This window comes from Moorena bouillonii PNG, assembly GCF_001942495.1.
Classification (GTDB): Bacteria; Cyanobacteriota; Cyanobacteriia; order Cyanobacteriales; family Coleofasciculaceae; genus Moorena; species Moorena bouillonii.
In genome coordinates this window covers 7,590,864-7,617,183 of the sequence record NZ_MKZS01000001.1, presented here as the reverse complement: position 1 = coordinate 7,617,183, position 26,320 = coordinate 7,590,864, and the positions used below count along the sequence as shown (strand labels likewise).

Here is a 26,320-nt window from a genome sequence, read left to right as displayed (position 1 = left end):
AACCCTGTACCACAAGCAATATCTAAAACACTGCCTTGATGGTGATTATGTCGATGGAATATTTTAACCGCTTCATTCACATACTCTACATTAGAACTGGGAGCCTTTAATACCTCGTCATACTTGGCTGCAAATTTATCATAATAGTCTTCAGCACCATTTATTTTGGACATAATTTTACATAATTTTGATATATTATAATTTTTGATTATAACAGCTATCCCTAGGTTTAGATACAAAAAAATGGTAGTTTATGGAATAGGGAATAGGGAACAGGGAAACAATCCTGTATACAGGATTACTATGATAAACGCTATCAATGGCATCTTATCCCTTTGACAAACTAGCAATAATGGTATACTTTACCTCACCATTGCTCTCCAGATTCAACAGTATACTTCTATAGTATCCGGTGAAGTGTTATAATAACCAGGGTCATAAATTAAGCTAATTTAAAATCAGAACCAGCCCCCAAAACAGCGGGAGTAAAAGAGATAAAATCCGCAGTTGTGGAAAGTATAGGAAGCAGTAAAAATTTTTGAGATGAACCTTAACTTTAATAATCAGCAAGACAACTACCGTTGTATTCCTCAGCTATTTGAAGCACAAGTAGAACGAACACCGGACGCAGTTGCTGTAGTTTTTGCAGACCAGCAGCTAACCTACCGAGCCCTCAATGCTAAAGCGAATCAATTAGCGCACCATTTACAAAGTTTGGGCGTCGAACCTGAAGTGTTAGTCGGGATTTGTGTAGAGCGTTCTGTTGAGATGGTGGTGGGACTGTTGGCAATTCTCAAAGCAGGTGGAGCTTATGTGCCCTTAGACCCCGCTTATCCCCCAGAGCGCCTAGCCTACATGCTTGACCACTCCCAGGCATCGGTATTGCTGACTCAAAGCCAATTAGTCTCTCAATTACCGAAACATCAAGCTAGTGTCATTTGTTTAGATACAGATTGGGAAATCATCTCTACCCAGAAGGAACAAAATCCTACTAGCAGCCTGACACTTGATAACTTGGCTTATATTATCTACACTTCCGGCTCTACAGGTAAGCCGAAAGGGGTAGCCATGCCCCACCGTTCCCTAGTTAATCTGATCAAGTGGCAACTGGAACATACTGTAGTTGCCAACGATAGCAAAACACTGCAATTTGCCCCGATAAGTTTTGATGTTTCCTTCCAAGAAATTTTCTCGACCTGGTGTGTAGGGGGAACACTGGTTTTAATCTCGGAAGACGTGCGACGCGACCCAGTATTTCTGTTAAATTTACTAGCAGAACAAGAGGTGGCTCGACTATTTCTTCCCTTTGTGGCTTTGCAACAAATTGCTGAAGTGGCCGAGACTTTCGGAATATTTCCGGCAAGTCTAGGGGAAGTAATTACTGCAGGGGAACAGTTGCAGATTACTCCTGCGATCGCTAACTTGTTCGAGAAGCTAAACGATTGTACCCTACACAATCACTATGGCCCATCAGAAACTCATGTGGTCACCTCCTTTACCCTAAAAGGTTCCCCAAGCAGTTGGCCAGCACTTCCTGCCATTGGTCGTCCTATTGCCAATACCGAGATTTATCTTCTTGATCAGTCCCTAAAACCAGTTCCAGCTGGAGTGGAGGGGGAATTATACATCGGTGGTGTTTGTCTAGGGCGAGGCTACCTGAACCGACCGGAAATAACTGCCCAAAGATTTATTGCTAACCCGTTTAACAAAGTAAAGACAGATAGCGATCGCCTCTACAAAACCGGGGATTTGGCTCAGTACTTACCGGATGGTAATATCCAGTTTCTGGTTCGTTTGGATGACCAAGTTAAGATTCGGGGTTACCGTATCGAATTAGGGGAAATTGAAGTATTGCTAAGCCAACACCCCAACCTGAAGCAGGCTGTGGTTTTAGCTAGAGAAGATAACCAAGACAAACGTTTAGTGGCTTATCTTGTACCTGGGGAATCCGAATCTGCACCTGTGGAAACAGAGCAAGTTCAGCAATGGGAAAAAGTATGGGATGAAGCCTACAGTAAGCCATCAGATGATTGGGAAGCTGGTTTTCATCTTGGTGGCTGGTACGATAGCTATACCGGAAAAAACTTACCAGAAGAACAAGTGCGGGAGTGGGTTGACCATACAGTAGAGCGGATTCTCTCCTTGCACCCCAAACGAATACTAGAAATTGGTTGCGGTACAGGTTTACTATTGTTTCGGGTTGCTCCCCATTGCCAATCTTATTGGGGTACAGATATTGCTGCTCAAGGACTCCGCTATATCGAAGAGCAGATTAGCCATAGTCCTTTAGAGAAATTGGTCAAGGTTAGCCATAGTCCAGCAGATGATTTAGCAGGAATAGACTCCGAAACCTTTGACACAGTAGTAATTAATGGAGTGATCCAGTTTTTCCCCAACATGGACTACCTGGTGTCCGTCATCGAAAAAGTGGTGCAGTTAGTCCAGCCTGGGGGTAGTATTTTTATTGGGGATGTGGAGAGTTTCCCTTTACTCGAAGCCTTCCATACATCGGTTCAGTTACATCAAGCTCCCTCTTCTGAGTCTACAATGGTGCTGCGCGATCGCATCCAGGAAAGAATAGCTGAAACTAAGAAACTAACCATCGCTCCAGCTTTCTTTATAGCCCTTGAGGAACATCTCCCCGAAATTAGCCATGTAGAAATTCAGCTCAAACGGGGACACTATCAAAATGAGCTAACTCGCTTCCGATACGATGCGATTATTCATGTCGGTCCAAAGGTTGATACTTCAGCAGTTGCGCCCCTATGTCTTGACTGGCTCAAAGATAGACTTACCTTGTCTGATATCAAAAGGCAACTTTTGGAAACAAACCCTGAAATCCTGGTAGTTAACCGCGTTCCCAATGCTAGGATTTGGTCAGATGTGCAGGCGATCGCTACTTTAGCCAGTCCTAATTGTCCTGGAACCGTAGGGGAGTTGCTAGACCAGCTGCAGGAGAAGGGAGTAGAGCCAGAAGACTGGTGGTCATTGCAATCTGAGATTCCTTATGCCATTAACCTGACCTGGAGTGGAAATGGTGCCGATGGTTACTATGATGTAGTGTTTAAGCAACAGGGTTCAGAGGCAGTCGTAGATAGCCAAATTACTGTACCTAGGGAAGAAAAAGGCATCAAACCTTGGAGTACTTATGCTAACCAGCCCAACTTAGTCCAGAAAAATCCCCAATTGGTGTCCCAAGTACGCAATTTCTTACAAGAACAGCTACCGGATTATATGATTCCTGCTGCTTTTGTAGTTTTGGAAGCATTGCCCCTAACACCTAGTGGTAAAATAAACCGACGTGCTCTACCTGCACCAAATAAGTCTCGTCGCGATTTGGTAGTTGATTTTGTTGCTCCTCGTACTCCCACAGAAGAGAGCCTTGCCAGGATGTGGGGTGAAGTGTTGGGATTAGAAGAAATCGGTATTTACGACAACTTCTTCCATTTGGGAGGAGATTCAATACAAGTAATCCAACTGCTGTCGAGAATCAGGAATACTTTCTCAGTAGAGTTGCCTTTACACTACTTGTTTGAAGACCCTACCATAGCTAAACTCAGCCCGAAAATTCTAGGCACCACCAGTAAACAGAATCAGCTGCTACCTCCGATACAAGTGGTTGCTAATAAAGAAGAATTACCCCTATCTTTTGCTCAGCAACGACTGTGGTTTTTGGAACAACTCCAACAGAGCAGTTCTGTCTACAACGAGCAAACTGCTCTACATCTGCGTGGCTCTGTTGATGTGACTATCCTAGAACAAGTCTTAACAGAAATTGTCAACCGTCATGAGGTTATGCGTAGCAACTTTACGATGGTGGATGGTTCTCCAGTAATGGTTATTTCACCTCACCTGAAGATAACGTTACCCATCGTTGATTTACAACAGTTGACCGAACCCGAACAATTTGCCCAGCTCCAACAGTTAGCAGTTGAAGAAGCTCAACGTCCCTTTGACCTGGCTGAAGGGCTTTTGTTGAGAGTAAGTTTATTGCGCTTAGGGGAAGAAGAGCATGTCCTACTACTGACCATTCACCACATTATCTGGGATGGTTGGTCAATGGGAGTATTTATTGAGGAATTATCAGCACTTTATTCGGCTTTTTGCTCACAACAACCTTCCCCACTACCAGAACTTCCCATCCAGTATAGGGACTTTGCCAGTTGGCAGCGTCAATGGTTTACTGGAGAGGTGCTGGAAAATCAACTGAACTACTGGAAAAAACAGTTAGCTGGAATACCAACACTGCTAGAATTGCCGACAGATCGCCCCCGTCCTCCGGTACAAACTTCCCAAGGTAGTAGTTTGGACTTTGAACTCAATGGTGAGTTAACTCAGAAACTGCAAGCCTTAAGTCAAGCTTCAGGAGCAACGCTGTACATGACACTACTGGCAGCTTGGGCAACGTTACTTTATCGCTATAGTGCTCAGGAGGATATTGCCATTGGTTCTCCTATTGCTAACCGCACCCGCCAAGAAATTGAACCCCTAATTGGGTTTTTTGCTAATACTCTAGTGCTGCGTAATGATTTATCCGGTAATCCCAGTTTCTTGGAGTTACTGGCTAGGGTGCGTAGCTGTGCAATGGATGCTTACGCTAATCAAGATGTGCCCTTTGAACAACTGGTAGAGGTTTTAAAACCAGAGCGCTCCCTCAGCCATAGCCCTCTATTCCAAGTCATGTTTGGGTTTCAGCAAGCCCAAATCCAGAAGCAAGAGTTGGCTAGTTTGACATTAACTCCTTTAGTACTAAAAAGTGCTATGGTCAAGTTTGATCTGACCCTCTTAATGGAAAAAACTGAGTCAGGAATTGAGGCCAGGTTAGAATACAATAGTGATTTGTTTGATCAGCAAACTATTGTCCGGATGGTAGGGCATTTCCAGACTTTGCTCGCAGGTATTGTTGCTAATCCACAAGCACAAGTTTCAAAGTTACCGTTGCTGACAGCAGCGGAACGCCAGCAGCTATTGGTGGAATGGAATAATACCAATAGTGACTATCCTCAAGATAAATGTGTCCATCAGTTGTTTGAGGAGCAGGTAGAACGGACACCGGATGCTGTAGCTGTAGTTTTTAAAAATCAGCAACTGACTTATCAACAGCTGAACACCAAGGCTAACCAGTTAGCCCACTATTTACGTTCAGTGGGTGTGGAAGCAGATGTGCTAGTTGGGTTGTGTGTGGAGCGCTCCCTGGAAATGATTGTGGCAATGTTGGGCATTCTCAAAGCAGGTGGAGCTTATGTGCCCCTTGATCCAAAGTATCCCCAAGAACGCTTAAGCTTTATACTGGAAGACACTCAAGTCAAAGTATTGCTGACTCAAGAGAAATTCCTAGAATCCCTTCCTCAACATCAAGGGGGTATCGTCTGTTTAGATACTGACTGGCAGAGGATTAACCAAGCCAATCAAGATAATCTCAACAGCACAGCCAGCGCTGACAATTTAGCTTATGTGATTTATACTTCGGGATCAACAGGTCAGCCTAAAGGGGTGGAAGTGGTTCATCGTGGCGTTAACCGTCTTTTGTTTGGCGTAAATTACGTTCATCTAGATGCAACAGACAGATTTCTTCAGATGGCTCCAATTTCTTTTGATGCTTCCACATTCGAGATTTGGGGCGCTTTGTTGCATGGTGCTAGATGCGTTCTTTTCCCAGAAAATATTCCCACTGCTAAAAATCTGAGGCAAGAAATCCACAAACATGGCATTACTATTTTGTGGCTGACGGCTGCTGTGTTTAACTCTATTATTGATGATGACCCGCAAGCATTGTCAGGAATTAAACAACTACTCATTGGTGGGGAAGCACTTTCGGTGGCTCACGTTCAGAAAGCACTTGAAACTCTGCCATTGACAACAATCATTAATGGATATGGCCCGACAGAAAGCACGACTTTTACTTGTTATTATCCTATTTCTAGACAACTTGAGACGACGATAGAGTCAATTCCCATAGGACAACCAATCGCTAATACCCAAATCTATATTCTCGACAGCCATCTGCAACTAGTTCCTATTGGTGTCCCTGGCGAACTACACATCGGTGGTGCAGGGTTAGCCCGAGGCTATCTCAATCGTCCTGATTTACAAGCCCAAAAATTCATCCCTAATCCTTTTAGCCAAGAAGAAGGGGAACGTCTGTATAAAACAGGAGATAAGGCTCGCTATTTAAGTGACGGCAACATCGAATTTATTGGACGCATTGATAATCAGGTTAAAATTCGCGGTTTCCGCATCGAACTTGGAGAAATTGAAGCTGTCTTAGGTCAACATCCAGCTGTGGGGGAAACAGTAGTTGTGGCCAGGAAAGACCAATCCGACCAGAAACGTCTCGTGGCTTATATTGTTTCCGAGCAAGAACAAGAGCTAACTAGTAGCCAATTGCGACAGTTTCTGAAACAAAAATTACCGGATTACATGATTCCTTCTGCCTTTGCCTTCTTGGACAAACTCCCGTTAACCCCCAATGGCAAAGTTGATCTGCGCCTTTTACCTGAATTAGATACATCTAATCGACCTCAAGACGCTGGCTTTGTTTCACCCCGTAACTCCCTGGAATTGCAACTGTCTCAAATTTGGTCTGATCTCCTCAATGTCAACCCAGTTGGAGTTAACGATAACTTCTTCGAGCTTGGAGGTCATTCTCTGTTAGCAGTTCGTCTGATGGCTCGGATTAAGCAGGAGTTTGGAACTTATTTACCTTTAGCTACCCTGTTCACGGAACCGACAATTGAAAACCAAGCTAGTCTTCTGGTCAATACCACTGAGAACCAATCTTATTCTCCCCTAGTTCCTATTAACAAGGTAGGAAACTTACCTACTTTCTTCTGTGTTCATCCTGTTGGGGGCAATGTTCTTTGTTATGCACAGTTAGCTCGTTATCTAGGAAATAACCAACCCTTTTACGGGTTGCAATCCCCTGGTTTATTTGGTGAGTCTAAACCATTAACCCGAATTGAGGATATGGCCAGTTGCTACATTGAAGGCTTGCAAACTATTCAACCGGTCGGGCCGTATTATTTGGGAGGTTGGTCATTAGGAGGTATTATCGCTTGGGAAATGGCTCAACAATTATCTGCTGCTGGGGAGGAAGTGGCTCTGCTAGCATTAATCGATAGCTATTCACCTGTTGCTATTGACCAACCAAAACAAGTGGATCAACAGATGATGGCAAGCTCTCTAGCTAAGGATTTGGGTAGTGTTTTTGGTACAGAACTGCCGATTGCGGTTGAGGACCTTAAGCTTGGAGGGCTAGAGCAGCAATTGCAGCACATCCTTCAGGAAGCCAAAGGGCTCAATATCTTACCACCGGAAATCGGTATGGAGCAGATGCGTAAGCTGTTTGGAGTTTTCCAAGCCAACCTAATGGCTATGTATCGCTATCAACCCCAGCCCTATTCCGGTCGGATTGTTCTATTTTGTGCCAGGGAGTTAGAACCAGAAGACCGAGGTTGGAATGATTTAGCAGTAGGTGATCTAGAAACTTACAGGATTCCTGGAGATCATTATACTATGATCCGCTCACCCGATGTTGAGATTTTAGCTAAACACCTAGAGGTTTTAGTTAGAGATTGAGTGATGCTCTAGTATTGCCGCACACCAAGTCAAAAGTAAGACTATCCTGAGCTTTTTTGTTCAATGTAAATCATACGAGTTCGGATTGTAATCCCTAGGGTTGGAGAAGTCCAACCCACAATAAAATAATCTTCGATGGCATTTTCGATGGCAATTTTAGAGTGATCATAAACTGGAACAACAAAGTTTTTAATATATTCTTCTGTTGTTTCATCAAGGCTAATTAGACTAGTTTTTCGGGCAATTCGACCGATGTGTTTGATCGCTGTTGCGGCGTCTTCGACACACAGTAACGAACTTAAACAAAAAACAAAATCGTAGGACTGGCTATCAATTTCAGCTAGGGCTGTTTCAATCGGCTTGTGGATAGTTTGATAACCCCTTTTTGCCGCATAATCGAGCATCTTACTTGAAATATCAATCCCTGTATAGTCAAACTACCCTTCCAACAATTCACTTAAAAACCCTGTACCACAAGCAATATCTAAAACACTGCCTTGATGGTGATTATGTCGATTGAAGATTTTAGCAGCCTCATATACATGCTGTGCATTACAACTGGGATCTTTTAAGACGTCGTCATAGGTAGGAGCAAATTTATCATAAAATTCTTCAGCAGCAATTTTTGTTGACATAGTTCCTATTTCCAAATGTATCTAGAGTATTCATCTTAATTATCTTAGAGCAAATTCGGCTCGTGGTAAAGATATAGTGATGTAAGCATTCAGCGGTCAGTGCTCAGTGCTCAGTGTTCAGCCGTGAGTTAAAAGTTCACGCTACTTGAGGTGCGGTCAACTTATTTTATTCAAAAGCTGTTCGGTGTAGCTTCGCCTACGTCCAATGGCACCTCAAGTAGCGTGCGCGTAGCACATTAGCTGATAGCTGAGAGCTGATAGCTGATAGCTTACTTGTGTCTCCTCTAAGACTTAGCCGTAACAGCAGCAATACGCTTCAAAATACCCAAAACATCATATAAATAATTGCCAGGATTCCAGATATCAAAGGCTTTTGATAAAGCATAGCGTAGGGTTTCGCCTTTAACTAACTTGATAAAGATAAAGCTGGCACCATTAGTAACAAGACCAAATGTTGGTTGCTCTGTTTGGGGACTCTTGACCATGTAAACTAGTCCTTGAGGAATTGCTGGTTGTAAGGAAACAGCAGAACGTTTGGACTCAATTACGGCTATCCAAATTGGTTTGCTCACGGCCAAAATATCAATCCGTCCTTTGACAATTGTGTCTTCATCTTTATCTTCAATGGGTAAAGACACTTCATACTCTGCTTTAACTTTAAAAGGCGGTTGGTAAAATCCTGCCAAATCCAATAAAGGAGAAACAACAACCATTTTAACTAGGTCTTCTAGTACCAAATCTTTAGACAAGTACTTGTAATTAGCTTTGGCTCTATCGAGCATTTGCCTTTCTAGTTCACTTAGTTGGGGTAGGTTTTCCACGCACTCTGGGAAAAACTCTGGCTCCATTACTTCTTGGAGCTTAAATTTATCTTCTACGTCACTAAGGCTGAGTTTTGATGGAGAAATAATAGTAGCCATAATGATTTTTTTAAATAATCATATTTAAATTATATCTTAAATAAAACCTGTGGCGGTAGTGGTAAAGATGTAGTGATTTGGCTACAGTCTTGTCAAGGTAACGGGAGCTAAAATCACTACTTGTCTTCCACTACCGCATTTCCTGCGCTCCTATGGATATAGCGTTTGTATTTGAGATGTAAACCTAGGAGGTCTTTTTTTTCTTGGACAATACAACTGAGGATCTCTTGGGTGCATCTCCTAAAAGTTGTTTGACAAGGTGGTGCGTTACGGGCAGCAACATAACCAAGGGCTAGAGGCGGAAAATGAGGCTCCCCCTGAAGCACCACTAGCAACTTTTTTACAAATATGAGATGCACCCTCTGGCTTCTGCCTTCTACATTCTTAATTCCCCATTCTTAATTCCCCATTCTTAATTCCCCATTCTTAATTCCCCATTCTTAATTCTTAATTATACATTCTTAATTCTTAATTATACATTCTTAATTCAATGTAATTACTGTAACTTCTGGTGGACAAAATAGACGACCTGGCCAATAGGTGCCTAAACCACGATTAGTGTATAACTGATTTTTACCGATCCGATGTAAACCCTCGGACCATTCCCAATGGTGAGTTACTTTTGAACATACTTTCAAATAGGGTATCCAGGGCTGCACAGATCTAGGAATATACTTCCGAAGGGTTTTCAAAAATGCTGGCGCAGGTCCGATTCCTGGAATCACAATCTGACCACCATGGGTATGACCAGACAACTGCAAATCCACTCGCCAACGCTGTAATATCTCCGCAGTATCAGGGTTGTGGGATAAGACAATCCGGGGTGTTTTGGGGTCAAGTTGATTGAGCACTGGACCAGGATTGAAATCACCAGACCAAAAATCAGCAAGCCCTACTAGCGGTAATTGTGCTCCAAACGGATAAGCGATCGCATTCCACAACACCTTCACACCAATCTTAGTTAGAGCCTTAGTAACTGTTGCTTTGGAATGAGGCCAGACTAAATCATGGTTACCCAGTACAGCATAGATGCCATGGCGACTTTCCAGGTGCTTCAATCGCCGCACTAGTAGATAAATAGGAGTCGGGCTATTGGTTACGTAGTCGCCAGTTAAGACGACTAGATCAGGTTCAGCTTGATTAGCGGCTTCAATAGCGTCAGCTAAGATATTTTCTCGTAACTGCTGTCGATCATAATGTAAATCGGATAGTTGTACAAGCTTTGTGCCTCGCAATGACGTAGGTAAATCAGCGATCGCAACGGTGATTTTTTCTACCCTTATCGGTCCTGAAAATATCCAATTCATCCAGCTAATCGTGAGGGTCATTAAACACTTGCCTCCAGCATAGCTTAGCCATCAGCTATCAGCCATCAGCTATCAGCTATCAGCTATCAGCTAAGGCTGACCGCTGACCGCTGACCGCTGACCGCTGACCGCTGATAGCTTAAAATATAATTTACAATTACGGATAAAATCAGGATTTTTTTTGATTAATAAAAATCTTGACCTTGTCTTTTGACCAGGCTTGGGTATAACTTCTGTTTTGGTAAGTTATTTCCTCAGCTTGGTTAGTTTGATCAGGTTCAAGTTTAGTTGAAAAAATTGCACAAGGAATAAATTGGCTATTGCTGGAAAGTTCAGATTTACTCGCTGATATATTCTTAACGTTTATATGTTTAATCCTCACTGGTGAATCAGTGTGTTCTTGTAACAGTATCCACAATGGGTATTCCCAGTCATTGTCACCTAAATACAGTCCAATATCTGTACATTGACTACTTTTAAACACATCAATAGCACCGAGGTAACCTGATTTGATTCGAGACCTACTGTTAAAATATTGCTCAGTACGGCTAGTGTTGAAAATACTGTTAGCGCCCACCAGCGGTCGTTCTCTACCAGATAATGCCCATGGTAAAGATGTGATGATCAGAACCACTGCTATCACATTGGCAACTTGACGTAGCTTAATTTGGGACAATACTATTCCGACTACTGCAGAAAAAAGTAAGAAAATTGGTAAATGAAGCCGACTATTCCACCATTGCCATTTCAACAAGAAACAAAATAGTATAACTATGCTAACAATAGCAGCAATATAACTAATTATATAGCGTTGCTTTCGACCCTGTCGTTGGATGAAACAAGCGATGATGGAGAAAACGATTAAAACTAGATGAAGGGTGTTGCTGGTATTGTTTTCCGTAGCATTAATTCCCAGAGTTGATAATCCACCAGGAATCCCAAACCTTCCGGTATAGGTGGTGCGGGGGTCACTAATATCTACACTTAAAACGAGATGGAATAAATTAATTATCTTATTGGAGATAGCATTAATAATCCCAATCGGTGTTCCCAGGTGAAGACCAATATTTCTCAAAATATTAGAAACTAAGACTGAGGTTGTAAAAATTTCATTAGTATATCGTAGTTCTTCTGACGCTGTAGCAATTGGAGTGCCATACAAGTCGAAGTTACGGATATAGTGACCAAGATTAATTAAAATAACAATAATCCCTACCATTAAAATTGGCTTCCACCATCGCCAACGTAGGCGCTTAATCATTATCAGTGAAAACCAGATAAATAAGGGGAATGTATAAATATAGGCTGTTGCTTTCGTCACAATAGCCATGCCCATGGTAGCACCAACCCCTACTATATTCATCCAGCTAACTCTGGATTTGAGAGTCAAAATAATAAAGTAAGCCAAACAAACCACCCAGAACGAAACCACATAATCATTCTGGGTACTTGACCCTTGTAGGATTCCCATCGGAATAGTCGCAGCGACGACAGCAGCAAAAATCTGTCCTCGTATAGTCGCTCCCAGTTGTTGAGCAATCAGAGATACCCCAATCACGCTACCAATCATACTGAACCATTGGACAAGATTAGCTAAGCGATCGCTTCCACTCAGGAGTTGAAAATGCATGATCGTGAATTCAGCCCAAGGGTTTTGGTAAAGCTGTCTGGGAATATGGGTAGGATAATGGGCAACACTGTGATGCTGCATCCAATGAAGCACACGACTCATGTGGTAAGTCATGGAATCCCAGGTGTTGGGAGGCGCAACCATAGCAGTTAAGCCTACGATAGCGACCAGAAATCCTATACCTCCAAGTAAGACCAGTAAGAAACCAGAGATTTGGGCATTTCCATGTTGTGAATCCTGGGTGCGGGTGACTCGTCCTGATTTAACAGTCCGAAAGTAGGCAACAATCAACGTCAGACTCAGTAAACCCCAGATTCCTGCTAACCAACCCCAAGTAATTAACTTAAATAAACTTAAAACTTCAGTAATAAAGGTTAATAAGACTCCCCAAGTAATAGCTGCCCATAATAGGGAACTACGCCAGCAAGAATTGTAACGATAGATGAACAGAAATAAAACAGTGAAGGTAATCAGAGGGAGCAAAGCCAACATAGTTATTCAAAGGGAATGGGAAAACGGGAATCGGGAGTAGGGAATCGGGAATCGGGAATCGGGAATCGGGAGTAGGGAGTAGGGAATAGGGAGTAAGTGATTAACCAAAAGTTCATGTAGGGTGGGCAGTGTATCAGAGAGATTCCAAAGTTTGTAATCGGGTGGCGGTAGCACTGCCCACCATCAGATAATGACGGGAGCATGTCTTATTCGCAGCAACATTAGTACTAAAATAACTCATGTACGCTATTTAAACCCTGAAAACACTGTAGTTCAAGGGTTCTCACCAAATTGACCTGCTCCCCATGCTCCCCCTATTACCTATTCCCCATGCTCCCCCTATTACCTATTCCCCATTCCCCAATATTCCCCTCCTGGGAGGGGTTAGGGGTGGGTTCCCATTCCCCAGATAAGCGTACTAATGTTTCTGCATAAGTGACATGCTCCCGATAATGACTAACGAAAAAGATTGTATTTTAAGATACAAAATATTGCCCTAAACCCATCCCTCCAGCCAATTTTTTTACCTTCTTCGTAAGTGCGACCATAGTAAGATATTCCTACTTCATAGATACGGCATTTCTTTTTAGCAACCTTAGCAGTAATTTCCGGTTCAAAGCCAAACCGAGATTCTTCGATTTTGATAGATTGGATAAGTTCACGCCGGAATGCCTTATAGCAGGTTTCCATATCGCTAAGGTTAATATTCGTAAACATATTGGAGAGCATGGTTAAAAATTTATTCCCCACCATATGCCAGTAATACACTACCCGATGAGGACCACCACCAGCAAAGCGGGAGCCATAAACCACATCCGCTTTGCCATCAACAATCGGCTGCATTAACAACGGATATTCCTGGGGATCATACTCTAAATCAGCGTCTTGAACGATTACGATATCTCCAGTAGCCAAGCCAAAGCCCGTCCGTAACGCAGCTCCTTTACCCCGATTCTTGTGATGATAGACCACATGGTCAATGTGGGATTCCAGTGATGACTCTAAAATCTCTCTAGTGCCATCGGTTGAGTAGTCATCAACAACAATAATTTCACACTCTTTAACGGGAGATGCTTTAACAGCTTCAATCACCGTGGCAATTGTGTTGACTTCGTTAAAACAAGGTATGATAACACTTAGCTTCATAAGCTTAGACCTTAATAATAAGCAAATAATTTGATTAGCTTAAAACTTTACATAATCTTTACATAATCCCAGCTGAATCTCCCTAGGTTTTGGTTAAGTATAGAATTTGAGCCACTAAACACTTCACCAAAGATTTACATAACCTTAGTTGCATAAAGTTATGGGAAGAAGTTTCCCCGTGATTAGATGGGATTTATCCCTAAAATTCATCACAACAGCAGGATTTATAGACAAGTTTGAGGTTTACTACTTGACACCCTGAATAAATTAGTATAATTCTACTGTAGGATTATAAATATATCAACTAAATAGAGCAACATAGAGCAACATAGAGCAACTACTAAACCATTACGCTCAAGGCTGATTGGGTAGTCGTTGCTGATTAGTCATTAGTATTTGGACTAATGACTGATAACTAATGACTAATAACTAAACTAATGATTAATGTCATAGGCTTGATAGCACCCTTAGATTAGGGGCGCTAGACATTAAGTACTAAAACCTAAAACCCAAAACCTAACAGCTAACACCATTAACCTAAAAAAAATTCCATCAACCAAGAGAGTATGTCTTTGGATACCAGTAATGACTACATAACACCAGAAGAATCTCACCTTGGCGATTCTTCCTTATCCTTGGTAATTCCGACCTATAACGAGAGTAGAAATATCGGGGAGCTAATTAGAATCCTGAGCAATTTGCTCGATGAAGCTATACCAAACCAATACGAACTGATTGTAGTAGATGACGATAGTCCCGATCGTACCTGGGAAATCGCCCAGGCTCTAATCTCGGACTATCCACAGTTACAGGTAATTCGCCGTCAGCATGAACGGGGGTTATCTACAGCAGTTATTCACGGGTGGAAGGCAGGTACTGGAAAAATTTTGGGGGTAATTGATGGGGATTTACAGCATCCACCAGAGATATTAGCAAAACTTTTGGTAGCAATGGAGGATGGAGCCGATATCGCCATTGCCAGTCGTCATGTAGACGATGGTGGTGTTAGTGATTGGAGTGTAGTGAGGCGTTTCTTATCCAGAGGTGCTCAACTTTTAGGATTATCGATTTTACCAGAAGTTATCGGTCGTGTTTCTGACCCGATGAGCGGTTATTTTATGGTACGCCGTAGTGCCATTAATGAAAAAGACCTCAATCCTCTGGGTTACAAGATTCTAATTGAAGTACTAGCTAGGGGAAAAATTCGTCAGATTGCAGAAGTTGGCTATGTATTTCAAGAGAGACTCTCAGGAGAGAGCAAAGTTACCTGGAAACAGTATTTAGACTATATTAGACACTTACTCCGGTTAAGGTTTTCTCTCGGAACCATTGGTCAACTTAGAAAACGCATTCCCTTCCCTTTAGAGCGGTTTATTCGTTTTGGCTTAGTAGGATTCAGTGGGGTATTTGTGGATATGACTGTGCTTTACTTACTCCATGACCCTGCTAGTTTGGGTTGGGGACTCACCCGCAGTAAAATTATTGCTGCTGAAGCGGCCATTATGAATAACTTTATTTGGAATGATGCCTGGACATTTAGGGATATAGCCAGTCAGCAGTGGGGATGGGGTAAGCGCTTGAAACGGTTTTTGAAGTTCAACCTTGTCTGTTTGATCGGTTTGTGCCTGAATGTGCTGTTGTTGAATCTGTTGTTTAATCTCCTGGGAATTAACTATCTGATTGCAAATGCTATTGCGATCGCAGCAGTTACTTTCTGGAATTTCTGGATTAATCTAAAACTCAACTGGCGAGTGACGCAAAAATAACGATAACCGCTTGACTGTTGACTGTTGACCGTTGACTGTTGACCGTCAACAGCAAAGGGTTTTAGGGAGTAGGGAGTAGGGAGTAGGGAGTAGGGAGTAGGGAGTAGGGAGTAGGGAATAGGGAGTAGGGAGTAGGGAGTAGGGAGTAGGGAGTAGGGAGTAGGGAGTAGGGAGTAGGGGTAATAAAATTGAATGTACTACATAACAATCAATATCATCTATGGTAAACCTCTATGGTAAACAAATTGCAGCAAACTCGTAGATTTACATCAACTTGGTTAGGGCTTTTAATTATTATCCTGTTGATGCTAGGAATAGTGTTTCGATTCGTAAATATTGACCAAAAAACCTACTGGATTGATGAAACCTTTACCTCCCTAAGGATTTCTGGTTATCGATTGTCAGACATGATCCCCGAAATTTCTAATGGCGATGCGATCGCTATTAAAGAATTACATAAGTATCAGCAGACAAATCCAGAAAAACAACTGATTGGTACCATTAAGGGATTGGCGTTTGAAGAACCTCAACATCCCCCATTATATTACGTAATGGCGCGATTTTGGGCGCAGTTATTTGGGAATTCAGTAGCAGTGAGGAGAAGTTTTTCAGCTCTGATTAGCTTGCTGGTGTTTCCTGCTATCTATTGGTTATGTCAAGAATTATTCGATTCATCCTTGGTAGGATGGGTAGCTATGGCCTTAGTTGCCGTTTCTCCCTTTCAGGTCTTGTATGCCCAAGCAGCAAGACAGTATGGCTTATGGACGGTAACGATTTTGCTATCAAGTGCAGCACTGTTACGGGCAATACGGTTAACCAAACGAAGAAACACGACTAATAAGATTAGAGATATCCTACACTTTATCTCTACCTGGGGAATTTACGCCCTCACGTTAGTGACAGGATTTTATACGTTTTTATTTTCTATCTTAGTAGCCATCAGTCATGGCATCTATGTACTGATAACAGAACGGTTCCGCTTTAGTAAAATTATTGTTTACTATGGGCTATCATCCTTAATGGCTTTGATGGTATTTGTTCCTTGGTTACTGATTTCTAACAGTAACCTTTCTAAGGTATCCAGCAAAACCAAATGGGCACTCCAAGAAGTTCCTTTATCATCATTAGCCCAAACCTGGCTGATTAATATTAATCGAAATTTCTTTGATCTCAACCAAGGCTTAAATTTCCCCAGTGTAGTAGTCTCTGTAATAATCTTAATCCTAGTCGGCTATGCCATTTACTTTCTCTGTCGTCATAGTCCCAAACGAGTTAGTCTATTCATCTTGACATTAATTGGAATTCCCGCCGTAGCCCTAGTGCTACCGGATCTAATTTCCGGAGGTAAGCGTTCTAGTGTAACTCGCTATCTAATTCCCTGTTATCTTGGTATTCAGCTAGCAGTTGCTTACCTATTTACTAACAAAATAACTAACAAAATAACTAGTATTTTTCAGGGAGTATGGCAACAGAAGCTATGGCGACTCGGAATGATTTTACTACTGTCTGGTGGAATTCTCTCCTGTGTGATCAGTTCTCAAGCGGAATTTTGGTGGAACAAGTATACTAGTGCTAACCATACCCAGGTAGCAGCAATTATTAACCAGGCTGAGCAACCCCTCTTGCTGACAAAAAGTATGGAAGTGATATCGCTATCTTATCTTCTTGACCCCAAAGTTAAGTTTTCCTGGTTAAGCCAGAAATCCGTAAAGATGCCTAATGGCGAAAAAAGCAAACAGTTAATTATCCCCGAAAATACCGATGAATTCAGTGATGTATTTTTATATAATCCATCTAGGGAGTTGCGAGAAAAAATCGAGAAACAATACAACTATAAATCAGAACTTATTGGCAAATGGAACCATAAACTTGAACCAACTTACGAAATTAAAACGTTTCTGTGGAAACTAGTAAAGCAATAAACCTAAGCAGTAAGCTATCAGCCGTCAGCCGTCAGCCGTCAGCCGTCAGCCGTCAGCCGTCAGCCGTCAGCCGTCAGCTGACGTAACTCAGATTAAACGAATGCTTACTTGTTTTATTTAAAAGCTCAAAGCTCAAAACTGAGAGCTGATAGCTGATAGCTGAGAGCTGACGGCTGAGAGCTGACGGCTGATAGCTGATAGCTTACCTATTTATTGACTAACTTTTCATGTTCCGGTGAGTTGAATCCCTCCTGTAAAATTGCTAATACTTGGCCTAAGTCTCCGGTAAGTAAAGCGTCTTGGGCTAACCATAAGCCAGGGAAATAGTCACTACAGATAATGCCTTTATCATTCGGTTCAAGTTTAATATATTTTCCTTCCCTTAACCTAAACCAATCAAGTTCTCCGTCATAAACCCGCCAAACTAAATATTCTTGAACTTGATTACGTCGGTAAGCTTTTAATTTATCATTTAAATCAATAGAAGCCGTACTGGCTGCTATTTCTACGATTAATTCTGGCGCACCTTCTACATAGCCGTCTTCACTAATCCTTGATTGTCCATCTACCGTTAGTCTTAGTAAAGCATCCGGTTGAGGTTCATTGTCTGCATCTAGACGTACAGTCGCATTATCGCCCACTTCTACCCCTGGTGTAGCTGACCAATATGTACCCAACCAAGTCATAATACGAGCATGGGGATTAGCATGTTGGGTCATTCTTAAAGGCGATGCCATATAAACAATTCCTTCGATTAATTCCGCTTTTTTGACATCAGGCATCCGTGCATAACGCTGTTCAAATTCAACCTGAGTAAGTTGATCTCCACTTTCAAGGGGTGGAATTGTATTTTTGGGTTTTAATATGGTTTGAGACATGGTTGTTTTAGTAGTAGGATTTGTAGGATTTGTAGTGGCGTGGCAAGCTTAAAATAGTGCAATAGATTTTTGCTCCCCATCTTCCCACACTCCCCGCGCCCCCGCCCCACACTCCCCACACTCCCCCATCTGTTTCTAATGCATCAAATTAAGCTTGCCACGCCACTACGGAAAATTTTCAAAACTGAGATGCACCCTCCCTACTCCCTACTCCCTACTCCCTACTCCCTACTCCCTATTCCCTACTCCCTTTGCTATAGAAATAATTGACTATGTTAGCCACAGCTTACTTGGGACTAATCTTATTGATGTTGCTTACAGAAATAAAACGAAAAAAAACCGGTAAGTTGGATTTCCTGACCTTGGCTAACTTGATTTTCTTTCTTGTCTATGCTTTTCCAGGATTTGTCTTATCAGCTAACCTAGAGAATGCTCGGCATGAGTTGAACTGGGGAAATACCTTATACACTGACAACCCACAAACAGTTATTGCTATATTTGTGGGATACGTTCTAATTGTTATTGGTTTCTATTNCTCCACTTTCAAGGGGTGGAATTGTATTTTTGGGTTTTAATATGGTTTGAGACATGGTTGTTTTAGTAGTAGGATTTGTAGGATTTGTAGTGGCGTGGCAAGCTTAAAATAGTGCAATAGATTTTTGCTCCCCATCTTCCCACACTCCCCGCGCCCCCGCCCCACACTCCCCACACTCCCCCATCTGTTTCTAATGCATCAAATTAAGCTTGCCACGCCACTACGGAAAATTTTCAAAACTGAGATGCACCCTCCCTACTCCCTACTCCCTACTCCTTACTCCCTACTCCCTATTCCCTACTCCCTACTCCCTACTCCCTACTCCCTATTCCCTACTCCCTTTGCTATAGAAATAATTGACTATGTTAGCCACAGCTTACTTGGGACTAATCTTATTGATGTTGCTTACAGAAATAAAACGAAAAAAAACCGGTAAGTTGGATTTCCTGACCTTGGCTAACTTGATTTTCTTTCTTGTCTATGCTTTTCCAGGATTTGTCTTATCAGCTAACCTAGAGAATGCTCGGCATGAGTTGAACTGGGGAAATACCTTATACACTGACAACCCACAAACAGTTATTGCTATATTTGTGGGATACGTTCTAATTGTTATTGGTTTCTATTCTAAGTCAGCTGAAAAATTCGGTAAAACGATTACTATCAAGAGCTATAGTGACAATGTTGTGATTGTATTTGCTATTTTGCTGCTGTTATTCTCTTGTCTATCTATTCAAATCTATGGCTCTCAGTATGGTGGCGTTATGGTAGCCCTTGCTAAAAGCCACCTGATTCGATCAACCACGGTTGAAAGTGGCAACCTGGTTTTTTTTAAGAATTTTATGTTCTTTTCATTCTTTGCCTCTTATTTATTGGCAGCCCTGGTATTTTTTAGCAACCTAAAAAAAGGTAAATTCATCCTATTTAGTTTGTTTTTGCTATCTGTAGTCGCTTCCTGGATTTCAGCAACCTTAACAGCTGGGCGTATTCCTTTTGTCAGATACATTATCGGGTTTTATTTAGTTTATGTCCTGAAAAATGGCAAATTTTCCTTTACTTTCACCCTTACTTTTGTCTCTAGTGCTGCTTTGTTTCTGATTCACGGCAAAACCCTGTTTTTTAGCTTAAGTGCTTTGCCAGATGGCTATGTTGCTGTGGTGGAACGCTTTAGACAATCTCTGGACAGTGGTTCCAATGAAAGCTTTAGCATTATCGAACTAGTAGAGAACTTTGTGTTTCCAGTTCATTCCCTAGATGCAGCTTTTAATAATCATTATCCAATGCGGCTATTTCTGGATATCTACTATGGAGTGCTTTCCTTAATACCGGAGCGTCTGACTAATATGGAGTTCCCAGAAACCCTATCCTTTGAGAATACAGCAAATATCATCGGCTCCAATGAGTTTGCTATCCCACCAGGTATACTGGCCTTTGGTATCTATAGTATGTCTTGGATCGGACTAATTATCATATCGTTAAGTTTTGGTTGGATTGGTCGTTATCTACAAACTATTTTTAATAATCAGCTACATACAATATACTGGATGCCATTTGTTTACATTTTAACAGCTGTAACCTGGATAGATTTTATTACCTTTGGTGACCCAGAGGCTTACCTAATTGCTAATTTTTGGTTTTTTGCGGCTATGGGTCTATTACTATCTTTCGTTAGCAAGGTTTATTGGAAAAAGAACTATAGATTATGAAAATACTATACCTTACCACTGGAGTCTCCATAGGAGGTGCGGAGTTGATGTTATATCATCTCCTATCCAAGATCAACCGAAACCGCTTTAGTCCAGTGGTACTGTCTCTAATGGGGCGTGATACGGTAGGCGATCGCATTGAATCTTTGGGTATACCTGTTGCTCATATTGGTCTTGAACCAGGAAAGATTCCAACCCTAAAGGCATTCTCTAATTTAATTAATACGGTGAATACTCTCAAGCCTGATCTAATTCAGGGGTGGATGTATCACGGGAATATAGCTGCCAAATTAGCTAGTAGTTTTTATTCCCATAAAATTCCACTTTTGTGGAGCATTCATCATTCAGTTTATTCCTTGTCCTCTGAGAATAAAATGACAGCATCACTGATTAGAAGTGGCGCTATTGTTTCTAAATTTATCCAGGGAATTTGCTTTGTATCTAATCAAAGTAAATTACAGCATGAAGCCTTGGGATATTCTTCGCAAAATAGCTGTGTAATTCCGAATGGATTTGACACGTCTTTATTTAAACCATCCCTGGAAGCTAGAGCAGCTTTTCGGTCTGAATTAGGCTTGTCTGAGCAATCGGTTTTAATCGGATTAATTGGTCGTTATCACCCCATGAAAGATCACCCAAATTTTATTATGGCTGCTTCATTGTTAGCCAAAAATTTTCCTGATGTGCATTTTATTATGGCTGGCACAGAGGTTGATAAAAATAATAAATTTTTATCTTCCTTGATTCAGGACTTAGGACTATGGAATCACTTCCACTTACTAGGAGAACGCACTGATATTCCTCGCCTTACTGCTGCTCTAGATATTAATACTGTGGCTTCTGCCTATGGGGAAGCCTTTCCTTTAGTTATTGGAGAGGCAATGTCGAGTTGTGTTCCCTGTGTGGTAACAGATGTCGGTGATTCAGCCTGGATTGTGGGTAATACGGGACGAGTGGTACCCCCAAGAAACTCAGAAGCATTGGCTAGGGCTTGGAAAGAGCTGATTTTGATGGGTAATGAAGGTATAAAAGCGTTAGGAAAAGCAGCAAGATCTAGAATTATTGAGTCCTTTTCTATTAACTCAGTCGTTGGTCAATATGAGACTTTATATGAACTACTTTTAGGCTAAAGCTAGTGCTAATCCGTCACTAATAATTTCCAATAGCTAATTATAGAGATTGTAATTATTGTCAATCGATATAACTACTGTTTAGTAAAAACTAATCATGAATAAACTTTTAATAATAACTACTATTCCGGATACACTCCGTGGCTTCCTGCTTCCCTTGGCTCACCACTTCCGGTTTCAAGGCTGGCGCGTAGATGCTATGGCTCAGGGAATTTCAGCTTGTGAGGAATGCTTGGCAGCTTTTGACCAGGTTTGGGATGTCCAGTGGTCACGCAATCCCTTGGATCCACAGAATCTACTGTTGGCTCCACGAACTATCCAAGAAGTAATTGCTCAGAAGAACTATGATATTGTTCATGTACATACCCCAGTAGCGGCTTTTATTACTCGTTATGCTCTAAGGGGTTTGAGAAAGCAGGAAAAACCCAGGGTAATTTACACCGCTCATGGCTTTCACTTCTATGGTGGGGGGCAACCTTTAAAAAATGCTTTGTTCCTGACATTGGAAAAATTGGCTGGAAATTGGACTGACTATTTAGTAGTAATTAATCATGAGGATAAAGAGGCAGCTAAACACTATAATATCGTGCCACCACAACAGATTCGTTATATGCCAGGAATCGGTGTTGATTTGGAATACTACAATTTTGATGCGACTCCTGTAGCTGAGGTAATGGGGGTGTACGATGAGCTGGGAATAGCACCGGAAAATCCACTATTTTTGTCAGTTGCTGAGTTTATCCCTCGCAAGCATCATCAGGATATTTTAAGGGCATTTGCCTGTTTGGAGCGATCTGATGTCCACTTGGCATTGGCCGGAGATGGAGATGAAGAGTGGACTCAACAAATGCAAGACTTGGCATCAGCTCTAGGCATTAAACATCAGGTACATTTCCTTGGTTTCCGCAGGGATATTCCGACTTTGATACAAGCCTCCATCGCAACACTGTTGGTTTCAGAACAAGAAGGACTTCCTAGAAGTGTGATGGAGTCCTTGTGCCTGGAAACACCAGTGATTGGGACTAATATCCGTGGCACTAGGGATTTGCTGGCAGGAGACTGTGGTCTTTTGGTTGAGGTGGGGGATATCGAGGGAATCGCTCAGGCCATGACCTGGGTATTAGACCATCCTGAAGACGCATTAGCTATGGGCAAACGTGGACGGGAGCACATGAGTGCTTATGATTTACAAAACATTCTGGAACTCCATGAGGCTTTGTATAGTGAAGCAATAAGCGATCGCATTTTGACACCTTTAGGCACTGGACTTTGGCCTGTTTACAATGACTCTATGTAAGCAGGTGGGGTTAATTAAAGCAGTTTTTATTGAAGGTTTGAAGGTTGAAGGTTGAAGGTTGAAGGTTTGAAGGTTGAAGGTTGAAGGTTTGGAGGTTGAAGGTTAAAGGTTGACTGGTTTAAGGTTGAAGGTTGACTGGTTTAAGGTTTAAGGTTTAAGGTTTAAGGTTTAAGGTTTAAGGTTTAAGGTTGACCACCTGCCGATCTTCGGGGGGATAATACCAATTCTCGCTGATTACGGTTACACATCAATTTCATTTCCCGATCTTCTGATCTCCCCATATCCCGATCTCCAAGTGAATATCTTTGATATTAAATCATCCCACGTTATACAAGTCGTGGGATTTTAAGTGTGTGCATGATTAGTCATTAATCACTAGTAATAGCCATTGTGGCAACACATCCCAGTTCAAACGTTATATTTTTTATTTAATAAGATAAAAAAATGAACTATGACTAACAAAATTACTAGCAATAACTTACAACAACTAATTAAAGATATTGCCGACAGATTTGTTGCTGCAACCACTCTGATTGTTTTATCGCCTGTTATCCTAATTATTGCGATCGCCATCTACTTTAGTATGGCAAGGCCAATTGTTTTCACCCAACTAAGACCGGGGAAAGATGGTCGGATTTTCAAGTTCTATAAATTTCGTACCATGACCGATGATTGCGACTGCAATGGTAATCTACTTCCGGATGAAGAACGCCTGACCGCAATTGGTGAATTTCTACGGGAAACCAGTTTAGATGAACTTCCTCAACTTTGGAATGTTCTGAAAGGGGATATGAGTTTTGTCGGACCTCGTCCTTTACTGGTGGAGTATTTAGATCGCTACAATTGTGAACAAGCACGCCGCCATGAGGTGAAACCTGGTATTACGGGTTGGGCACAGGTTAATGGTCGCAACACCATTAGTTGGGAAAATAAATTCAAATGTGATGTTTGGTACGTTGATAACTGGAATCTCTGGCTTGATTTTAAAATCCTATTCCTAACCTTTATTAAAGTGACCAAGCGCGAAGGTATTGTTAACCCAACCCACTCTACATTAAGTGAGTTTCAGGGGAGCTCTCCCTCTTGTTAATACCAATTAAATTTATTCCTGCTACAAGATGATAATCAGGTGATTAATTGATGGGGAGATGGGGAGATGGGGAGATGGGGAGATGGGGAGATGGGGAGATGGGGAGATGGGGAGATGGGGAGATGGGGAGGTGGGGAGATGGGGAGATGGGGAGATGGGGAGATGGGGAGATGGGGAGATGGGATGATCACGTGATTAGATAATGGGGTGATTAATATGTCGCAATAGTGTTTGAAGTTTGAGTAACGTCTTGAAATAGTAGCAAATTTAATCATTAGTTTTTTATAGAACAGTATGGATAGTAAAATTATTAATTTGTTAAGCCCGTTATGGGGAGAAACCCTAAAGCAATTACGTCATGATATCTATCATCTAGCCGACTATTTTAGTCTAGAGTCTAGACGAAATCAAGGGATACCGGAAGCAATTGTAATAGCAGATGGGGATAAAATTTTCTTCGTTCCTTATTTACTTCGCAAATGTGATGACATTTGCGATCAAGACTCAGGGGATTTATTTGATGTGGTCTCTCCCTATGGTTATCCAGGAATTTTATTAAGTGAGGCAGCCACTACCACACCAGGGTTTCCTGATGCAGCAATGGCTGAATTCAAACGTTTGTTATCTGCCAAGGGAGTATGTTCAGCCTTCTTGCGACTTCATCCCATACTTAATCATAACATTAATGAATTATTTAACCCGAACCCGTTTACCTTCAATGGCGAGACAATCTCCATTGATTTAACAATCCCTGAGTCTGAAATATGGAGTCATACCCGCAAAGATCATCGCAATAAGATTAATAAGTGTAAGCGTGCTGGCATGACAGCCAGAATGGTTCCATTTAAAGACTACATTCAGGAATTTATTGAAGTCTATCAAGAGACTATGGATCGGGTAGGTGCTTCAGGGTTTTATTATTTTAACTATGATTACTTTGTCGGACTGTTAGAGATACTAGGAGAGCAACTTCACCTCTGTATCGTTGAACTGGATAATCAAATCATATCCGCTGGTATTTACACAGAATGCTGTGGCATCGTTCAAGCTGTCCTGGGTGGAACTAAAACCCAGTTTTTTAAACAATCTCCAAGTGTTTTAGAAACAGATTTTGTCCGACTCTGGGCTAAAGAACGCGGCAATGAATTTTTGCACCTTGGCGGTGGTGTAGGAGGAGCAAAAGATAGTCTCTACAATTTCAAAGCGGGTTTCTCCAAGCAAAGACATACCTTCCTGACACTACGTTTAATTACTGATCAAGAAAAGTATCGTTATCTCGTTGATTTACGAGCCAAAGCATTAAACACTGATCCAGACAAACTCCTCCATTCTAAATTCTTCCCCGCCTATCGTTGTAGTCATTAAGCTGTTTATAATTTAGATTGGCATATTTAAATTGCTAAAAGGGAACAGGGAACAGGGAACAGGGAACAGGGAAAAAATATTGTGTACCTCATAGTTATGAAAAACCCTGTAGTTAGGAAGCAACTTCAGCTAATTAATATTTAAACCTTAAACCTTAAACCTACCCTTCACCGAACGCCAAAGGCGAACAACCTTTAACATTTAAAATTATTTTTACCCTTAAACCTTTCCCCTTAAACATTCTAAATTCTAAATTCTACATTCTAAATTCTAAATTCTGCATTCTACATTCATCCTTAATAATTATTTTCCTATGAATAAACCAATTCTTTTGTCTACACCCCACATGGGTGATCAGGAACTGGAGTTTGTTAAAGAAGCCTTTGAAACAAATTGGATTGCGCCAGTGGGTCCCCATGTGGATGCCTTTGAGCAAGAATTTTGCCAAGTTGTGGGTACTCGCCATGCCGCTGCTGTTAGTTCTGGCACAGCAGCCTTGCATCTAGCGCTACGGCTAGTTGGGGTTAAATCAGGGGATGAAGTCTTTTGCTCTACCCTTACCTTTATCGCTACTGCTAGCGCAATTACTTATTTGGGAGCCAAGCCAGTGTTCATCGACTGCGATCGCACTAGCTGGAATATGGATCCCGAGTTACTGCGGCAAGCTCTAGATTGGCGGGCTCGACTGGGTAAATTACCTAAAGCCTTGGTTTTGGTTCATCTGTATGGTCAAAGTGCTGATATTGATCCGATTTTAGAGGTTTGCGATCGCTACGAGATTCCCGTGATTGAAGACGCTGCTGAAGCCTTAGGTGCCACCTACAAAGGTCGCTCTCCGGGAACCTTTGGGGAAATTGGTATTTACTCCTTCAATGGCAATAAAATTATTACTACCTCTGGTGGCGGCATGTTGGTTTCAAACCATC

The 26,320-nt window shown here is 41.7% G+C and carries 21 protein-coding genes and 1 pseudogene; 12 read left to right on the top strand and 10 right to left on the bottom strand.

The window, feature by feature from the left end:
* Positions 1–543: 543 nt before the first annotated feature.
* Positions 544–7,578 (top strand): annotated as a pseudogene (locus BJP37_RS35075) (non-ribosomal peptide synthetase); the annotation flags it as partial.
* 41 nt (positions 7,579–7,619) lie between these two features.
* Here the strand turns inward: BJP37_RS35075 and BJP37_RS43010 are convergent.
* The 8 genes from BJP37_RS43010 to BJP37_RS31020 form a co-directional block, all read right to left on the bottom strand.
* Positions 7,620–8,000, bottom strand: coding sequence for a methyltransferase domain-containing protein (locus BJP37_RS43010; RefSeq protein WP_269087139.1), 381 nt, complete (start codon positions 7,998–8,000; stop codon positions 7,620–7,622).
* A 15-nt stretch (positions 8,001–8,015) separates the two neighbouring features.
* Positions 8,016–8,213 carry a class I SAM-dependent methyltransferase gene (locus BJP37_RS43005; protein WP_229415502.1) on the bottom strand — a complete coding sequence of 66 codons (198 nt, stop codon included), beginning with the start codon at positions 8,211–8,213 and terminating at the stop codon, positions 8,016–8,018.
* A gap of 284 nt (positions 8,214–8,497) precedes the next feature.
* Positions 8,498–9,133 carry a hypothetical protein gene (locus BJP37_RS31040; RefSeq protein WP_075904711.1) on the bottom strand — a complete coding sequence of 212 codons (636 nt, stop codon included), beginning with the start codon at positions 9,131–9,133 and terminating at the stop codon, positions 8,498–8,500.
* 116 nt (positions 9,134–9,249) lie between these two features.
* Complete coding sequence (locus BJP37_RS31035; RefSeq protein ID WP_075904709.1) at positions 9,250–9,492, bottom strand: hypothetical protein; 243 nt, start codon at positions 9,490–9,492, stop codon at positions 9,250–9,252.
* A gap of 123 nt (positions 9,493–9,615) precedes the next feature.
* Positions 9,616–10,440 (bottom strand): metallophosphoesterase, encoded by an 825-nt coding sequence (locus tag BJP37_RS31030; RefSeq protein ID WP_075906635.1) that lies wholly within the window; start codon positions 10,438–10,440, stop codon positions 9,616–9,618.
* 169 nt (positions 10,441–10,609) lie between these two features.
* The gene (locus BJP37_RS31025; protein ID WP_075904707.1) at positions 10,610–12,562 is read right to left on the bottom strand and encodes an ArnT family glycosyltransferase; all 1,953 of its coding nucleotides are present in this window, start codon (positions 12,560–12,562) and stop codon (positions 10,610–10,612) included.
* A gap of 6 nt (positions 12,563–12,568) precedes the next feature.
* A complete protein-coding gene (locus BJP37_RS40350) occupies positions 12,569–12,736 on the bottom strand; it encodes a hypothetical protein (RefSeq protein ID WP_158069837.1) in 168 nt (55 codons plus the stop codon).
* A 282-nt stretch (positions 12,737–13,018) separates the two neighbouring features.
* A complete protein-coding gene (locus tag BJP37_RS31020) occupies positions 13,019–13,708 on the bottom strand; it encodes a glycosyltransferase family 2 protein (protein ID WP_075904704.1) in 690 nt (229 codons plus the stop codon).
* Between the two features lie 566 nt (positions 13,709–14,274).
* Between BJP37_RS31020 and BJP37_RS31015 the strand changes: the two genes are divergently transcribed.
* Positions 14,275–15,474: a glycosyltransferase gene (locus BJP37_RS31015; RefSeq protein ID WP_075904702.1), complete on the top strand. Its 1,200-nt coding sequence runs from the start codon at positions 14,275–14,277 to the stop codon at positions 15,472–15,474.
* Between the two features lie 61 nt (positions 15,475–15,535).
* Here BJP37_RS31015 and BJP37_RS40345 read toward each other — a convergent pair whose 3' ends face one another.
* Positions 15,536–15,682: a hypothetical protein gene (locus tag BJP37_RS40345; RefSeq protein WP_158069836.1), complete on the bottom strand. Its 147-nt coding sequence runs from the start codon at positions 15,680–15,682 to the stop codon at positions 15,536–15,538.
* A gap of 25 nt (positions 15,683–15,707) precedes the next feature.
* Here BJP37_RS40345 and BJP37_RS31010 point away from each other — a divergent pair, with 25 nt between their 5' ends.
* Entirely contained in the window at positions 15,708–17,396 is a 1,689-nt protein-coding gene (locus tag BJP37_RS31010; RefSeq protein WP_075904700.1) for a glycosyltransferase family 39 protein, read from the top strand.
* Positions 17,397–17,602: 206 nt separating this feature from the next.
* On the opposite strand, the gene BJP37_RS31005 is transcribed toward BJP37_RS31010, so the two are convergent.
* A complete protein-coding gene (locus tag BJP37_RS31005) occupies positions 17,603–18,274 on the bottom strand; it encodes a Uma2 family endonuclease (RefSeq protein ID WP_075904698.1) in 672 nt (223 codons plus the stop codon).
* Positions 18,275–18,412: 138 nt separating this feature from the next.
* Between BJP37_RS31005 and BJP37_RS44085 the strand changes: the two genes are divergently transcribed.
* The 9 genes from BJP37_RS44085 to BJP37_RS30965 all read left to right on the top strand — a co-directional run.
* A complete protein-coding gene (locus BJP37_RS44085) occupies positions 18,413–18,544 on the top strand; it encodes a hypothetical protein (protein ID WP_269087094.1) in 132 nt (43 codons plus the stop codon).
* A gap of 458 nt (positions 18,545–19,002) precedes the next feature.
* Positions 19,003–19,245, top strand: coding sequence for a hypothetical protein (locus BJP37_RS30995; RefSeq protein ID WP_075904694.1), 243 nt, complete (start codon positions 19,003–19,005; stop codon positions 19,243–19,245).
* Positions 19,172–20,512 (top strand): oligosaccharide repeat unit polymerase, encoded by a 1,341-nt coding sequence (locus BJP37_RS30990; RefSeq protein ID WP_143727876.1) that lies wholly within the window; start codon positions 19,172–19,174, stop codon positions 20,510–20,512. The genes BJP37_RS30995 and BJP37_RS30990 overlap by 74 nt, the downstream gene beginning before the upstream one ends.
* Positions 20,509–21,642, top strand: a complete 1,134-nt coding sequence (locus BJP37_RS30985; protein WP_075904690.1) for a glycosyltransferase — start codon at positions 20,509–20,511, stop codon at positions 21,640–21,642. Before BJP37_RS30990 ends, BJP37_RS30985 begins: the two co-directional genes overlap by 4 nt.
* Before the next feature lie 97 nt (positions 21,643–21,739).
* Positions 21,740–22,939: a glycosyltransferase family 4 protein gene (locus BJP37_RS30980; RefSeq protein ID WP_075904688.1), complete on the top strand. Its 1,200-nt coding sequence runs from the start codon at positions 21,740–21,742 to the stop codon at positions 22,937–22,939.
* A gap of 451 nt (positions 22,940–23,390) precedes the next feature.
* Positions 23,391–24,029, top strand: a complete 639-nt coding sequence (locus BJP37_RS30975; RefSeq protein ID WP_075904686.1) for a sugar transferase — start codon at positions 23,391–23,393, stop codon at positions 24,027–24,029.
* Between the two features lie 50 nt (positions 24,030–24,079).
* Positions 24,080–24,232 carry a hypothetical protein gene (locus tag BJP37_RS41735; RefSeq protein ID WP_198954233.1) on the top strand — a complete coding sequence of 51 codons (153 nt, stop codon included), beginning with the start codon at positions 24,080–24,082 and terminating at the stop codon, positions 24,230–24,232.
* A 91-nt stretch (positions 24,233–24,323) separates the two neighbouring features.
* Positions 24,324–25,394, top strand: coding sequence for a peptidoglycan bridge formation glycyltransferase FemA/FemB family protein (locus BJP37_RS30970; protein WP_075904684.1), 1,071 nt, complete (start codon positions 24,324–24,326; stop codon positions 25,392–25,394).
* A gap of 313 nt (positions 25,395–25,707) precedes the next feature.
* On the top strand, positions 25,708–26,320 hold a 613-nt coding region (locus BJP37_RS30965; protein WP_143728041.1), incomplete at its 3' end, for an aminotransferase class I/II-fold pyridoxal phosphate-dependent enzyme.

Excerpts from the sequence above, each read along its gene's own strand:
- BJP37_RS43005 (WP_229415502.1), bottom strand. The coding sequence starts at position 8,213 with ATGTCAACAAAAATTGCTGCTGAAGAATTTTATGATAAATTTGCTCCT.
- BJP37_RS31040 (WP_075904711.1), bottom strand. The coding sequence starts at position 9,133 with ATGGCTACTATTATTTCTCCATCAAAACTCAGCCTTAGTGACGTAGAA.
- BJP37_RS31030 (WP_075906635.1), bottom strand. The coding sequence starts at position 10,440 with ATGAATTGGATATTTTCAGGACCGATAAGGGTAGAAAAAATCACCGTT.
- BJP37_RS31025 (WP_075904707.1), bottom strand. The coding sequence starts at position 12,562 with ATGTTGGCTTTGCTCCCTCTGATTACCTTCACTGTTTTATTTCTGTTC.
- BJP37_RS31020 (WP_075904704.1), bottom strand. The coding sequence starts at position 13,708 with ATGAAGCTAAGTGTTATCATACCTTGTTTTAACGAAGTCAACACAATT.
- BJP37_RS31015 (WP_075904702.1), top strand. The coding sequence starts at position 14,275 with ATGTCTTTGGATACCAGTAATGACTACATAACACCAGAAGAATCTCAC.
- BJP37_RS31010 (WP_075904700.1), top strand. The coding sequence starts at position 15,708 with ATGGTAAACAAATTGCAGCAAACTCGTAGATTTACATCAACTTGGTTA.
- BJP37_RS31005 (WP_075904698.1), bottom strand. The coding sequence starts at position 18,274 with ATGTCTCAAACCATATTAAAACCCAAAAATACAATTCCACCCCTTGAA.
- BJP37_RS44085 (WP_269087094.1), top strand. The coding sequence starts at position 18,413 with ATGCATCAAATTAAGCTTGCCACGCCACTACGGAAAATTTTCAAAACT.
- BJP37_RS30995 (WP_075904694.1), top strand. The coding sequence starts at position 19,003 with ATGCATCAAATTAAGCTTGCCACGCCACTACGGAAAATTTTCAAAACT.
- BJP37_RS30990 (WP_143727876.1), top strand. The coding sequence starts at position 19,172 with ATGTTAGCCACAGCTTACTTGGGACTAATCTTATTGATGTTGCTTACA.
- BJP37_RS30985 (WP_075904690.1), top strand. The coding sequence starts at position 20,509 with ATGAAAATACTATACCTTACCACTGGAGTCTCCATAGGAGGTGCGGAG.
- BJP37_RS30980 (WP_075904688.1), top strand. The coding sequence starts at position 21,740 with ATGAATAAACTTTTAATAATAACTACTATTCCGGATACACTCCGTGGC.
- BJP37_RS30975 (WP_075904686.1), top strand. The coding sequence starts at position 23,391 with ATGACTAACAAAATTACTAGCAATAACTTACAACAACTAATTAAAGAT.
- BJP37_RS41735 (WP_198954233.1), top strand. The coding sequence starts at position 24,080 with ATGGGGAGATGGGGAGATGGGGAGATGGGGAGATGGGGAGATGGGGAG.
- BJP37_RS30970 (WP_075904684.1), top strand. The coding sequence starts at position 24,324 with ATGGATAGTAAAATTATTAATTTGTTAAGCCCGTTATGGGGAGAAACC.